General features: G+C 38.1%; 13 protein-coding genes, 3 tRNA genes and 1 riboswitch. Of the genes, 3 read left to right on the top strand and 13 right to left on the bottom strand.

Annotated elements, in window-relative coordinates; all coding sequences use genetic code 11:
* Positions 1-12: 12 nt before the first annotated feature.
* The 11 genes from thiD to SKA34_RS12270 form a co-directional block, all read right to left on the bottom strand.
* Positions 13-855: a bifunctional hydroxymethylpyrimidine kinase/phosphomethylpyrimidine kinase gene (gene thiD, locus SKA34_RS12320; protein WP_006645865.1), complete on the bottom strand. Its 843-nt coding sequence runs from the start codon at positions 853-855 to the stop codon at positions 13-15.
* A 100-nt stretch (positions 856-955) separates the two neighbouring features.
* Positions 956-1,055, bottom strand: a riboswitch (TPP riboswitch).
* 263 nt (positions 1,056-1,318) lie between these two features.
* Positions 1,319-1,395: transfer RNA gene (locus SKA34_RS12315), tRNA-Val, on the bottom strand.
* A gap of 46 nt (positions 1,396-1,441) precedes the next feature.
* Positions 1,442-1,518: transfer RNA gene (locus SKA34_RS12310), tRNA-Val, on the bottom strand.
* Between the two features lie 46 nt (positions 1,519-1,564).
* Positions 1,565-1,641: transfer RNA gene (locus SKA34_RS12305), tRNA-Val, on the bottom strand.
* 240 nt (positions 1,642-1,881) lie between these two features.
* Positions 1,882-2,142 carry a DUF5062 family protein gene (locus SKA34_RS12300; protein ID WP_006645864.1) on the bottom strand — a complete coding sequence of 87 codons (261 nt, stop codon included), beginning with the start codon at positions 2,140-2,142 and terminating at the stop codon, positions 1,882-1,884.
* Positions 2,143-2,273: 131 nt separating this feature from the next.
* On the bottom strand, positions 2,274-3,356 hold the full coding sequence (locus SKA34_RS12295; protein WP_050764796.1) for a DUF3080 domain-containing protein: 1,083 nt from the start codon (positions 3,354-3,356) through the stop codon (positions 2,274-2,276).
* A gap of 91 nt (positions 3,357-3,447) precedes the next feature.
* The gene (locus SKA34_RS12290; RefSeq protein ID WP_006645862.1) at positions 3,448-4,818 is read right to left on the bottom strand and encodes an MATE family efflux transporter; all 1,371 of its coding nucleotides are present in this window, start codon (positions 4,816-4,818) and stop codon (positions 3,448-3,450) included.
* A gap of 226 nt (positions 4,819-5,044) precedes the next feature.
* Positions 5,045-6,199, bottom strand: a complete 1,155-nt coding sequence (locus tag SKA34_RS12285; RefSeq protein ID WP_006645861.1) for a hypothetical protein — start codon at positions 6,197-6,199, stop codon at positions 5,045-5,047.
* Positions 6,196-6,576 (bottom strand): GtrA family protein, encoded by a 381-nt coding sequence (locus SKA34_RS12280; RefSeq protein ID WP_006645860.1) that lies wholly within the window; start codon positions 6,574-6,576, stop codon positions 6,196-6,198. The genes SKA34_RS12285 and SKA34_RS12280 overlap by 4 nt, the downstream gene beginning before the upstream one ends.
* Positions 6,569-7,591 (bottom strand): glycosyltransferase family 2 protein, encoded by a 1,023-nt coding sequence (locus SKA34_RS12275; RefSeq protein ID WP_006645859.1) that lies wholly within the window; start codon positions 7,589-7,591, stop codon positions 6,569-6,571. The genes SKA34_RS12280 and SKA34_RS12275 overlap by 8 nt, the downstream gene beginning before the upstream one ends.
* 10 nt (positions 7,592-7,601) lie before the next feature.
* A complete protein-coding gene (locus SKA34_RS12270; RefSeq protein WP_006645858.1) occupies positions 7,602-8,249 on the bottom strand; it encodes a hypothetical protein in 648 nt (215 codons plus the stop codon).
* A gap of 288 nt (positions 8,250-8,537) precedes the next feature.
* Here SKA34_RS12270 and SKA34_RS12265 point away from each other — a divergent pair, with 288 nt between their 5' ends.
* Positions 8,538-9,143 carry a riboflavin synthase gene (locus tag SKA34_RS12265; RefSeq protein WP_006645857.1) on the top strand — a complete coding sequence of 202 codons (606 nt, stop codon included), beginning with the start codon at positions 8,538-8,540 and terminating at the stop codon, positions 9,141-9,143.
* A 65-nt stretch (positions 9,144-9,208) separates the two neighbouring features.
* Here SKA34_RS12265 and SKA34_RS12260 read toward each other — a convergent pair whose 3' ends face one another.
* Positions 9,209-9,412 carry a CPXCG motif-containing cysteine-rich protein gene (locus SKA34_RS12260; RefSeq protein ID WP_006645856.1) on the bottom strand — a complete coding sequence of 68 codons (204 nt, stop codon included), beginning with the start codon at positions 9,410-9,412 and terminating at the stop codon, positions 9,209-9,211.
* Between the two features lie 244 nt (positions 9,413-9,656).
* Positions 9,657-10,526, bottom strand: a complete 870-nt coding sequence (locus SKA34_RS12255) for a fructosamine kinase family protein (protein WP_006645855.1) — start codon at positions 10,524-10,526, stop codon at positions 9,657-9,659.
* 386 nt (positions 10,527-10,912) lie between these two features.
* On the opposite strand from SKA34_RS12255, the gene yqfB reads away from it, so the two are divergent.
* Positions 10,913-11,212, top strand: coding sequence for a N(4)-acetylcytidine aminohydrolase (yqfB, locus tag SKA34_RS12250; protein ID WP_198138490.1), 300 nt, complete (start codon positions 10,913-10,915; stop codon positions 11,210-11,212).
* 201 nt (positions 11,213-11,413) lie between these two features.
* The coding region (gene thrS / locus SKA34_RS12240) for a threonine--tRNA ligase (protein ID WP_006645851.1) at positions 11,414-13,308 on the top strand (1,895 nt) is incomplete at its 3' end.

Raw genomic sequence — 13,308 nt, 5'->3', positions numbered from 1 at the left:
CTTCACGTATTATTATCTATTTTGGTCATGAGTAAAAAAATGGTTTACAGGACCATGACCACGACCAATATTGAGCTGATCAGCGGCAGAAATCGCTGAGGTAATATATTCTTTACCACGTTGTGTTGCTTGTTCAATCGAATAACCTTGAGCAAGGAAAGAAGCAATGGCAGACGAGAGGGTACAGCCCGTACCATGCGTATTCTGTGTCTCAATACGTTTTGTTTTTAGCTCTATGATATCGTCACTTAATATCAATAAATCATTACTTTCTGAATGGCTTTCTAGATGCCCACCTTTAAGGAGCGTTGCTTCGGTTTGTATATCACGGAGTTTGGTTACTAATCCCAGCATATCGGCATGATCTTGCGGGATATCACTATTTGTCAGCGCTGCGGCTTCAGGTAAATTAGGTGTAATGAGATCAGCAAGAGGAAGTAGTTTTTGCTTTAACGTACTAATGGCTGACTCTTGTAATAATAAGTCCCCGCTGGTAGCAACCATGACGGGATCAATCACAAGATAGCGTGGTTTGTATTCTTTTATTTTATTCGCGACCAGTGTGATGATATCAGCATCAGCGAGCATGCCTATTTTAACGGCCTGAATGTTGAGATCAGTAAAAACAGCATCTAATTGTTGCTCTATCATTGAAAGGGGAATAGGAAGAATAGCACTGACACCTTGAGTGTTTTGCGCCGTAATTGCTGTGATCACCGAGCAAGCATAACTACCTGTCGCTGAAATAGCTTTGATATCGGCTTGAATACCCGCTCCACCACTACTGTCAGAGCCAGCAATAGTTAAAACTATAGGGGTTGTAACATGGGATGTATTGTTTGTGTATGATGACATAACAGATTCCTAATTAAGCGTTAGGAACTGGTGCCAAGTAATGAACGGATCGGTTAATATGAAATGATCAGATCCATTGATAACTTGCCTAAACAATACTGATATTGTTTATTTAGTTCCCTCCGCCAGTGTTAACTGGTTCAGGTTCAACGGGTCCCACTTAATTGTGATCTCAGCGTAATGCCCCCCGACTAACTCTCAAATCCTAATAGATAAACCATTTGTTGTCACGTACTTATAAATAAGGTGTTGGTCAGCTTATAACCGAAAATGTACTCGTATGAGTTATCTTGTTTGAATAAATTATAATATATGGCGTGCTTTACTATGAGGTGTGGAATAACGATGGAATGTAGAAGTCGCTTTTAGTGGAGTAATACCTAAATAGGTACAAGGTTAAAAAAGATTAGGCTTAATATTTAGGCATAAAAAAACCTGCTAAAAGCAGGCTTTTTTTTGAATCTGGTGCTCGCTACTGGACTCGAACCAGTGACACCTTGCATGTCATGCAAGTACTCTAACCAACTGAGCTAAGCGAGCAAATTGTACTGCGATAAACTGCTTAAAGAAGCCATTTATATAAAACTGGTGCTCGCTACTGGACTCGAACCAGTGACACCTTGCATGTCATGCAAGTACTCTAACCAACTGAGCTAAGCGAGCAAATTGTACTGCGATAAACCGCTTAAAAAAGCCATTTATTTAAAACTGGTGCTCGCTACTGGACTCGAACCAGTGACACCTTGCATGTCATGCAAGTACTCTAACCAACTGAGCTAAGCGAGCAATCTTACTGAATAACAACCTAATCGTCATCAGCGAATGACAAGCATATTAGCGAGTCACTTTCGTCTAGGCAAGTGTTTAAACAGAGTTTTTTAGTAAATTCAGTGCGTTTGCTTGAACAATAGCCAGTTATCTTAAAATCTTGATGATGAAATAGTCGAAGTCATATTTTTAAGCAGGGCATTGCCAAGAAAATGTAATATGTAGCGCAACAGAACGTACGCTACACAAGAAGGTAATTTAGTTTAAAAGTTCGTGATCGGATGGAAGTAAACGGCTGATCCATAAAACCAGCTTATGTTTCATATGAACGCCGTCTTCTTGATTCACGGCAAGAGGAGTGATTTGTTTACAATCAACCAGTAAGCGATAAATACACTCAACACGGTCGGTAGAGCCAACACTGCGGTCTAAATCGCCAAATCCTTGTTTTTTCGCGAATGCAAAGCCTATTTCTAATGCTTTTTTAAGAAGTTTTGCTTCATTCTTGGTTTTCTTCATGCGTATCTCCTATATCCCTTAGCGAAAATATATACAAATTTATTGTCTTCGCGACTGTAGAAGCTGAGTTTAAATTTTAGTTTAAAGCTCAAATTTTTGAAGCAAAGTTATTCTATCAAATTAGAATAAAGTTATTGTCCAACTTTGAATTTACATTGTTTAAAGAGGCGTTGCCAGAATTTAACGTGCGCTAATGTGGCTTCATGAAATTGCTGATACAGATCGCCATCAACATATAAAGCTATATAGGTTTGCATCGGTGAGGAGATATGAATATTTGGTTGATTCAATTGTTGAAGTATTTGCTGTAAAACAGGCTGTATTTGTCGATATTGTGAATCAAGTGTTGATAAATAAGGCTGGATAGTTGGAACATAAAACTTATAGAAAATATTACGAAGATACTGTGCTTTTTGCTGATTCATATTCTTTCCACACAAAATTGAATCTTGTGACTGGGTAAGTTGTTCTGTCATCGTGTTCAGCAATGTCGTGGTGCGTCGCATTGAATAGAAAAGCTCACCAATATATCGGCTATTATAAATTTGTTGTTGGTGATCAAAAAGATCCTGATATTTATCCTGGTTAGAATAAGATGCTGTGATGTTATTTGTGCGTTTGATGCTATTTGAAAGTAAATTATTGATATAGCTAAATGCGCTTAGGCTAGCGTTAAATTGAGTGGTTTGATTACTATCAAGTAGTTGATGGCCTAGCGTTAATTGTTTACGCCATTCTTCTCCAGTAAAAAGCGTGTTCCAAAAAACTAATGGGATCTGCTGTTTCTTTTGCTGGTAAATAGGTGCTAGCTCGGTCAATAAATCAGAGTCTTTAGGTAGTGTTTCTAAACAATATTGTAACCCATCTAATAGTAAAAGCTCATAGCGGAGACCGCGGGTTTTATCTTGAACTTTACCCAAAATCGAGTTTCGCTCTGCAATCAATTGGAATAAGCCACATTGCCTTAATTCATAGGCATCAAGTAAACCAATTCTAATACCCGCTAAAGGCTGAGTAAGCTCTCGTTTAGTGGGTAAAGGTAGTAAGGGCATTTCAGGAAAGGGGGCTTTGTCTATATCGAGTACATTAGCTAGACGTTGATGATACGTATCAAAGGCTTCTTCATTGTTATTGTTTTTACAGCCTATCAGCATTATTGAAATGATAAGTAGCAGAGACAGTCTATGAAGGAAAGTAGAGATAGATACAGGCATAGGCGTCTCTTAAAGCATTAAGTGAATATTCATCATACTGATTATTATCAATATTAGATCAAAAAAGGCGATCTGATGATCGCCTTTTGTCTTATCGGTATGACATTTCAAGTTGCTTGCCAGCATCAAGTTTATGCACATGGTGTATTCGCCAACCAAGCATGATAGCTGCCGCACTCAAGCCGAGAATAAAACCAATCCAAAAACCTTGCGGACCCATTGCTGGCACAACCCAGTTTGTTAGGCCTAAGACGTAACCTGATGGTAGTCCTATTAGCCAGTAAGCAATGAATGTACAAACGAAAATGGCTCGCATATCTTTATAACCGCGTAACGCACCAGCAGCAACAACTTGAACGGCATCACTACATTGATAGATCGCTGCGAGTAGCAATAATTGGCCAGCAAGCACAATAACTTGTGGGTTGTTAGTATATAATTCGGCTATGTCTTCACGGAAAATAACAGTCATTATTGCAGTACAGATGGCTAAGGAAGTACCAACAATTAAGCCGCAATGGCTAGCAATACGAGCTCCATCGATATCTTTCTCACCCATTTTGTGGCCTACACGTATACTAACAGCAGCGGCAATACTCATTGGTAGCATATATACCAATGATGAAAAGTTCATAGCAACTTGGTGTGACGCGACCTTGTTAGGCCCTAGTGGCGAAATCAGTAAGGCAATCACGGCAAACAGTGATACTTCGAAGAAAAGTGAAGCGGCAACGGGAAAACCAAGTTTGAATAAGCGTGAAAGCGCATTTAATTGTGGTCGATAATAGCGCGTAAATAGACCAATACTTCTTAGACGTTTATTAATCAGTACAAAAATAAGCAGTGCGAAAAACATAAACCAATAAACAATGGCTGTGGCGACACCACAGCCAATACCACCTAACTCAGGTGCGCCAAATTTACCGTAAACGAAAATCCAGTTAAGTGGGATGTTGGCAAGTAAACCTAAAAAGCCAATAACCATACCTGGTATTGTGAAAGATAAGCCTTCAGAAAAACTTTTTAAGGTCTGGAATAATAAAAATGCAGGTACAGCAAAAAGCACAGCATATAAGTAACCTACCGTTTTTTCCGCTAGTACTGGCTCTACATTCATATAGTGGATCAAGATACCCGCTTTGAAGAGAATCAGCATCGTTGGTATTGATATTAGTATAGAAAGGTAAAAACCGTGTTGAACTTCAAAAGGAACTTTCGATTTTTTTCCTGAACCACTAAGCTGTGCCACGATCGGCACAATTGCCATAAGTAAGCCAACACCAAATAAGATTGAAGGTAGCCAAATACTGGCGGCAACAGCTACTGCTGCCATATCAGTCGCACTGACGCTACCCGCCATCACTGTATCAACAACGCCCATCGATGTTTGAGCAACTGAAGCAATGAGAACAGGCACAGCAAGCTTTATAAGCTGCGCTGTTTCTTTTTTATAGTCTTGCACTATTTTTGGCTCCAAAAAGAGGAAGATAAAGGGGAGGGGTCGAGTATTAAAATGCTTTTATGGAATTCTATTTTGTACTGCCAATGATTTTCCAAGATTATATAAACAAAAAGCATATAACCAAAATAGAATATTGGCAATTTGCATAATTATTATTCAAAAGAAGAAATAGCAGCAGCTTAGTAGATAGTGTTTTACTCATTAAGCTGCTGTTTTATTAAGAAAGTTAAACCGTAAACATCATATGACTGTAAAAGCCAATCGCGATGAAGGTACTTGCTGCACTGAAGACACATAGCATCGGTGTTTTAATATGCGGATAACGTTCGATAAGTAAAAGTAAGCCAAGGAAGGTTGGATATAACCCAAACGCATAACGAGGCATCGCATTTAAACTTGATGACAGCGGTAATACCAAACAAATGAACATAAATATGGCTTCTGCGTAGTATTTACGCACGACCAAATAAATATTTAGTATAAACGCGAGTATCGCCATGATGGCTAAGTAAAGCTTAGGTCCGCCAGTTTCAAATCCATAGAGGAGCCAGTGAAATGGATTGGTTAATTGGCGTCCCCATGCTATCTGGATGTGTCCAAAAGCCAGCGCATCACCTACATGAAAATAGAGATAAGCCATATAGGTGAAAAAGCCGAAAGGGATCACCCATATGGCTGAAATTGCTTTTAACGCAGGGGTTTTAAAGCGAAGAAAGCTATTTATACCATAGTGCTGAATCGCAATAATGAGCACGGGAAAAACCAAGAAAACGCCAAGGTTACGGGTAATAGCGGCTAATAGACCTAAAATAGCGACCCATCCCCATTGTTGACGATAACTAAATAGGAATACACCAGTAACAAAAGCAATGAAGAGCGGTTCGGTATAGCCTGCGGTTGAATACACAGTATAAGGTGAAAAACACAATAACCAGATAGCAGTAGACTGGGTTGCCTTGCTGAAATTAAGCTGCTTTAACGCCATTAAAATAATAGGCAGGCTGAATAAAAACGCTAAGTTTGACGCTATAACTAGACCTAAACGGGCATTATTAATTGAATCGTCAAAAAAGATAAATTTCGAAAATATCCAACCAAGAAAGGGCTGTAGGGGCATAAATGCCCAGTTAGCTGCATTCTTTTGACTTAGCCATTGTGGGACTAAGTCATAGCCATTCTCTATGATTTTATAAAACCATACACAGTCAAATCGGCAGATAGTTTGAAGTAAAGGCTGCTCTGCATAATGCCCAGAAGCAAACTCAGTTACTCCCCATAAACCCAAACAGTAGATAACTGTGCGACTAACAATAACGGCAAAAATAATGGTAAGCCATTCTCGTTGACTAATTTTAATCGAAGGTAAGTTAAGAGTACTCATTTAAACACCCAAAATTTAGCCAAGATAAAGGTAATTACGGGTACACAAAGGGTTGATATCGTTACCGCAAGCCAACCTGAGAACATTGCAGATTTCAACAGTGAAGCAAGGATCAAATTGTTAATAAAAAAGCCCATCAGTGATACTGCCAGGAATTTTAAAAATGAGCCTTTCTGTCCAAACGTAAAGTGGCGATGTCCAAAATAAGACACTAAAAAAGCGATACTAAAACCGATCACGTTGGCACTGTATTCTGATGGGTCTTGGATTTGCAAAAAATATAGTCTAACAACAGACAAGTGCACTGCAGTCGCAAGTAAGCCAATAATTGCAAATCGATTTAATTGCCAAAAGTGCTTTAAAAATGACTCATTCATTGGTGATTTCTAACTCTTTTTCTGTTTCTGTAACAAGGGGCTGTGTATTTTTATCACTATATTTCCCATAGACACCTTCAACAAGATAAATAGGGCGCTGTTTCATTTCGGTATAAATGCGGCTGATATAGCCACCAATTACGCCTAATGAGATTAATTGAATACCACCAAGGAACAGAACAACGGAAATGGTTGATGCGTATCCTGGTGTATGAACACCGAAGAAAACAGTACTGATTAATACATACATTAAAAAGATAAAAGATAAGAACGAGATACCAAAGCCAACAAACCCCCATACGCGTAGAGGCCAAGCGGTAAAACTTGTAATACCATCCATTGCGAAGTTCCATAGCTTCCAATAGTTGAACTTAGTATCACCGACATTTCGCTCAGGACGCTGAAAGTCGACGCCGATAGAGCGGAATGAAGACCAAGCCAACAAACCTTTCATAAAGCGGTTACGTTCAGGTAATTGTTTTACGGCTTCAATAACACATCGGTCAATTAAGCGAAAATCACCGACATTTTCAGGTAAGGTTGTTTCTGCAGATAAAAAGTTGAAGAAGCGATAGAAGCCGCCAGCAGTCACACGTTTCAAAAATGTATCTTGTGATCGGTCAACACGAACGCCATAAACCGTATCGTATTTACCTGTTTGCCATAATTGGACAAACTCAATGATGAGTTCAGGTGGATCTTGTAAATCAACATCTAAAATCACAGCAGCATCACCTGTTACGTAGTTAAGACCTGCGGTCATAGCTGCTTCTTTGCCAAAATTACGTGCGAAGTTAATTAAGCTAATAGAATCATCTTTAGCTATTTGAGCTTCAATTTCAGACTGTGTTTTATCTTTACTACCATCATTAATGAAAACAATATCAATATGTGAACGAATAGAGGAAAGCTTATTATTGATTTCATTAATAAATGGCTCAATAGCTACTTCTTCATTATATACAGGAACGATAAGTGACAGCGTATAATCTGGTTTTTTAAGGTTATTATTCATATTATTTACCTTAGTTATGGGTTATTGACGATGACGCGAATGTTGTTGCTTGATGATTATCGTTTTTAGATAAAGATAGAAATGAAAAATCTACCAACTTAAATGCTAACGGTGTTAACGTATTTATCTGCAATGTTTGTAATGTATCGCCAGACTTAAATGCAGATACAGGGATGGTGGCATCAAACACATTAGATATTTTTGTCGATGCAAAAATGCCATGCCATTGATTCACTGAAAAGTGCAATGGCGAGGCTAGTGAAGATGCTAATGTGATACTTACTTTAACATCTTGTTTTACTTTATGCGGCAGCGTGAAATAAAGCCCACCAGTATTTGTTAATAATCGAGCACCGTTATCAGCTTCTTTATTCCAGCCTTTACGTGATAAATATGGAACTTTTGTTGAAAGTTCTAACGATGATGGAATGTTTAGAGCAAGGTCTGGCTCTTTAGGCTGCCAAAAAAGAGTCTGAGTTTTAATGTAATAAGCCTTGTACGCAATACTTACGTTCGGGGTTACTGCTTTGTATAAAACCCAAAGGTAATAACACGTTAAGATCGTAATTAATGTTAGTAGCGTAATACGTAGTGTTGTAGAAAAATAGTTTTTTTTAGTGTTTATTTGCATGGCATCATTAGCGACGTCAACAGTCATAACATACCTATATGATTTTGTATTCGTTATCTTATTGCTGTAAAAATATACTCTATATCTTTATTCCAGAAAGGGATATAAATTTCATTGTTAAATTGTCTTTTTGACAATTAATTGTCATTTTTAAATAACATAGAAAAGGTTAATCAATGCTGTATAAGAAAAGTAAAACTAAAACATTGGATATTCACTTTTAAATATTAGCTTATTTGAAAGTTTTTCTATAAAAAGAGTAATTAAATTAAAACATTTATAAAAATTTAAGTTATTAACTCAGTTAGGAGCATTATGTTTACTGGAATCGTACAGGGCACAGCAGAAATTATTTCTATTACCAAAAAACAAGATTTTCAAACTCACGTGATACGTATGCCTGCTAATTTACTAAGTCACGTAGAGTTAGGAGCTTCGGTTGCTCACAATGGCTGTTGTTTGACAGTAACGGATATTAATGATGATTTATGGTCATTTGATTTGATGCAAGAGACGCTTAATGTCACTAACCTCGGTTTACTCCAAGAAGGCGATGTTGTAAATGTTGAGCGTGCAGCAAAGTTTGGCGATGAAATTGGTGGTCACTCTATGTCTGGACATATTATGTGTACAGTAGAAGTATCAAATGTTATCACATCAGAAAATAATCATCAGATCTGGTTTACTTTACCGCAAGCACAGATGAAGTATGTATTCACTAAAGGTTATATAGGGGTTGATGGTATAAGCCTCACCATAGGTGATGTGGTCGAAAATCGTTTCAATGTGAATTTAATCCCTGAAACATTACAGCGTACAAACTTAAAAAGTCGTGTTATTGGTGATGTGATTAATATTGAAATAGATCCTCAAACCCAAGCGATAGTTGATACTGTTGAGCGTGTACTTGCTGATAAATAATAAACAAGAGATTAACTAGACCAGTTCAGCATAACTGGTTTAGTTAATTGTTTATGGTATTAGCACTAAAAAATTTGTTCGTCATCTGCATCTATAAATAAATTAATGGTTTTGTGGAGGTCATCAACCTGCATATTGATATGTATCGGATTACAGCATGCAGAGCAATCATCATAAAACTCCTGGCTACCAGCGCTTGCATCTAATTCAATGCGTATGACATGTCCGCAATGGGGACAGCTCACACTTTGTTCTGAATAGTTTCTCATTGTTGTACTCCTTCACTTGCAGTCAGTTACAATCAGCAAATTTAATTTTGGTTACACGCTATTTAACATTAGCTATAACCAAAAACATTATTGATAGCCTAGTCGCTGGCAATAATGTTTGCAGATAAACTTATTTTACTGTTGTGATAATAGTCATCAATGAAAGATATTCTACGACGAAAGATATGCAAAAGCTAAATTCATACCTTTCGTAGGTGTATAAGTGGATGTCAGTTTTGAATATTTATTCATCTAATAGATTAAGCTTGGTAATAATGTATTCAGCTTGGCCCATATACTCTCCACCAAAGAGTATGCAGTGGTTAAGAATATGATAAAGGTTATAAAGCTCTTTGCGCTCTTGATACTCAGATGTTAGGGGGTAGACAGAATTGTAACCCTCATAAAAACTGTTGGGGAAACCACCGAACAGCTCTGTCATCGCAATATCACACTCACGATCCCCCCAGTAAGTGGCAGGATCAAAAATAATTGGACCAGATACGGTTAGAGCAGTATTACCATGCCATAAATCACCATGTAGTAAGGAAGGTTTAGGCTGATGGTTAACTAAGCGTTTAATGACGTTGCTAGTAATAGTGTCAATATTGCCAAACAGAATGCCTTTTTCCTCACACAACTGTAATTGCCATGCGATACGTTGCTCTGCAAAAAAACGACACCAACGACGATGCCAACGATTAGGTTGTGGCGTTAAACCAACATAATTATCAAAATCAAAGCCGTATTCAGCTTGCTCACCCCATAAATGAAGTTTTGCTAATTGCTGGCCTAATTGATAACCAGCATTATCATCGATTTGTTTTGTGGGTAAATAATTAAGTGTAAGGAAGGATTTATCGCGGCATGTACCAACATGGACATATTGAGGTACTTGAACACAATTTGCTTCATTGAGAATGCGTAAACTTTCTGATTCAGTTTCAAAGACAACTAACTGTTCTTTATCATTGAGTTTGAGAAAGAAACGTTGTTCACCATCGCTAACGCAATAGCATTCATTGACATCGCCGCCTTCAAGTGTTTGTCGCTCAACAATCTTAAATGGTCGACCTAGTACATCTGACAGTTGGTGAGAAATGGCTTGCCACATAATCATCCTCCGCACTGAAACGTCTGTATACAACTTGTCTATCAACATCTTAGACCATATATCGTGTGAAGAAATGTGAACTCAGCGTGATTTTAGTTACTGTTTTTAAAAACTTAGCATTCAGGAGATAGAAAGAACAACAAAAACAAAGTATTAAAATAAACGCACGCATAAAATATATGTTCTTCTTTTTTAAATAAAAAATAATCCTATCGTAAAAAAATGCATAAATGTTAGATAGTGACTCATTAAAAGCTAAAGAGACATTAATTGATAAAGACACTTACAAAACAAAATGTATTCACAATGCAAATGCATGTAATCTATTAGCACACTACTTTTTATGAAAAGAATAAAATATGAGCCAGAAAATTATACCAACAGAAATGACATTTTTTGAACGTTTTGAAACCGATATTCTTTCAGGAAAAAAGACAATTACTATTCGTGATGAATCTGAAAGTCACTATGTTCCAGGTACACAAGTAAAAGTATCAACATTTGAAGATGGTCGTGAATTTTGTACATTACAGATCGATAAGGTAGAGCCCATCTTATTTTCAGAGTTAAATGATTTTCATGCTAAACAAGAAAATATGACACTCGATGTGCTTAAAAGCGTTATTCAAGATATCTATCCTGGAATAGAAAAATTGTACGTTGTTAGTTACACGCTCGTTGACTAAATTATTGTTATTAATTTAAGAGGATTCTTTGCAATCCTTTTAATCGGTTTGCTATAGTACGACCTCGCTTTTCTTTTAGTGTGCCGCTCAGTATTGCGGTATCGAAAGTAAAGCGTTTTTTATTCGTAAAAGCTTCTGAAAGCTTTATAAATTCAACATGTGCTACTTGGTGTGTGGCACCACTGTTAAAGGACATTATTCATGCCTGTAATTACTCTTCCTGACGGTAGTCAACGTCAATTCGACGCGCCTGTATCAACTATGGACGTGGCACTTTCAATCGGTCCTGGTCTTGCTAAAGCAACGATCGCAGGGCGTGTTGATGGTGTGCGCGTAGATGCATGTGATCTAATTGAAAGCGACGCAAGCCTCGAAATCATCACAGCAAAAGATGAAGTAGATGGATTAGAGATTGTACGTCACTCATGTGCTCACCTATTAGGCCATGCAATTAAGCAGCTTTACCCAGATGCGAAAATGGCTATTGGTCCTACAATTGATAACGGTTTTTACTACGATATCGATTTAGAGCAATCACTAACTCAAGAAGATCTTGAAGTGATTGAAAAGCGCATGATTGAGCTTGCTAAAACTAAATATCAGGTTGTTAAGAAAAAAGTAAGCTGGCAAGAAGCACGTGATGCATTTGATGCACGCGGCGAAACTTACAAAATTGAAATTCTTGATGAGAACGTAGCGCGTGATGACCGTCCAGGTCTTTACCACCACGAAGAATACATTGATATGTGTCGTGGTCCACACGTACCTCACATGGGCTTCTGTCAAAACTTCAAGCTATTAAGCGTTGCTGGTGCATACTGGCGTGGTAATAGCGACAATAAGATGCTTCAACGTATCTATGGTACTGCATTCCACGATAAGAAAGCATTAAAAGCACACCTTACTCGTTTAGAAGAAGCGGCTAAGCGTGACCACCGTAAGATCGGTAAGCAACTTGACCTGTTCCATATGCAGCAAGAAGCACCGGGTATGGTGTTCTGGCACCACAACGGTTGGACTATCTTCCGTGAGCTAGAAGTATTCATTCGTGAAAAACTAAATGAATACGATTACCAAGAAGTAAAAGGTCCTCTAATGATGGATCGTGTGCTTTGGGAGCGTTCTGGTCACTGGGATAAGTACGCTGATGCGATGTTCACAACAAGTTCTGAGAACCGTGAATACGCTATCAAGCCAATGAACTGCCCAGGTCACGTACAGATCTTTAATCAAGGTCTGAAATCATACCGTGATCTTCCATTGCGTATGGCTGAGTTTGGATCATGTCACCGTAACGAACCATCAGGTTCACTTCACGGTATTATGCGTGTACGTGGTTTCACCCAAGATGATGCGCATATTTTCTGTACAGAAGCTCAAGTACAACAAGAAGTTACATCTTGCATCGAAATGGTGTATGATACGTACAAGACATTCGGCTTCGACAACATTGTTGTTAAATTATCTACACGTCCTGAAAAACGTGTAGGTTCTGATGCAATGTGGGATAAAGCTGAATCAGACTTAATTACCGCGCTTGAATCAATGGAAATTCCATTTGAAATTCAAGAAGGTGAAGGTGCGTTCTACGGTCCTAAGATCGAATTCACTCTTCACGATTGCCTTGATCGCGCATGGCAGTGTGGTACCGTTCAGCTAGACTTTGCTTTACCAGAGCGTTTAGGCGCTACTTACGTAGGTGAAGATAATGAACGACACACACCGGTTATGATTCACCGTGCAATTCTTGGTTCACTAGAGCGTTTCATCGGTATTCTTATCGAAGATTATGCAGGTTTCTTCCCAACATGGTTAGCGCCTCAACAAGCTGTAGTGATGAATATTACTGATGCTCAGTCAGAATATGTGCAAGAAATTGTAGAAAAATTGAAAAAATGTGGAATTAGAGTCAATGCGGACTTGAGAAATGAGAAGATTGGCTTTAAAATCCGCGAACATACTTTGAAGCGAGTGCCTTTCATGCTCGTTTGTGGCGACAAAGAAGTCGAAGCAGGCGTAGTAGCAGTTCGTACTCGCAAGGGTAAAGATTTGGGTAAATTTAAGATTGATGAACTTGTTGCATTTATGCAAGAAGA

Origin of the sequence: Photobacterium sp. SKA34, from assembly GCF_000153325.1 — a bacterium.
GTDB lineage: Bacteria > Pseudomonadota > Gammaproteobacteria > Enterobacterales > Vibrionaceae > Photobacterium.
Note: the sequence above shows the minus strand (reverse complement) of the source record. Positions and strands in the feature narration are given on the sequence as shown.

What these genes read in the sequence shown, in the direction of transcription:
- SKA34_RS12275 (WP_006645859.1), bottom strand. Translation starts at nt 7,591, where the DNA reads ATGAATAATAACCTTAAAAAACCAGATTATACGCTGTCACTTATCGTT.
- yqfB (WP_198138490.1), top strand. Translation starts at nt 10,913, where the DNA reads ATGACATTTTTTGAACGTTTTGAAACCGATATTCTTTCAGGAAAAAAG.
- SKA34_RS12260 (WP_006645856.1), bottom strand. Translation starts at nt 9,412, where the DNA reads ATGAGAAACTATTCAGAACAAAGTGTGAGCTGTCCCCATTGCGGACAT.
- SKA34_RS12285 (WP_006645861.1), bottom strand. Translation starts at nt 6,199, where the DNA reads ATGAGTACTCTTAACTTACCTTCGATTAAAATTAGTCAACGAGAATGG.
- SKA34_RS12295 (WP_050764796.1), bottom strand. Translation starts at nt 3,356, where the DNA reads ATGCCTGTATCTATCTCTACTTTCCTTCATAGACTGTCTCTGCTACTT.
- SKA34_RS12265 (WP_006645857.1), top strand. Translation starts at nt 8,538, where the DNA reads ATGTTTACTGGAATCGTACAGGGCACAGCAGAAATTATTTCTATTACC.
- SKA34_RS12300 (WP_006645864.1), bottom strand. Translation starts at nt 2,142, where the DNA reads ATGAAGAAAACCAAGAATGAAGCAAAACTTCTTAAAAAAGCATTAGAA.
- thiD (WP_006645865.1), bottom strand. Translation starts at nt 855, where the DNA reads ATGTCATCATACACAAACAATACATCCCATGTTACAACCCCTATAGTT.
- SKA34_RS12270 (WP_006645858.1), bottom strand. Translation starts at nt 8,249, where the DNA reads ATGACTGTTGACGTCGCTAATGATGCCATGCAAATAAACACTAAAAAA.
- SKA34_RS12280 (WP_006645860.1), bottom strand. Translation starts at nt 6,576, where the DNA reads ATGAATGAGTCATTTTTAAAGCACTTTTGGCAATTAAATCGATTTGCA.
- SKA34_RS12255 (WP_006645855.1), bottom strand. Translation starts at nt 10,526, where the DNA reads ATGTGGCAAGCCATTTCTCACCAACTGTCAGATGTACTAGGTCGACCA.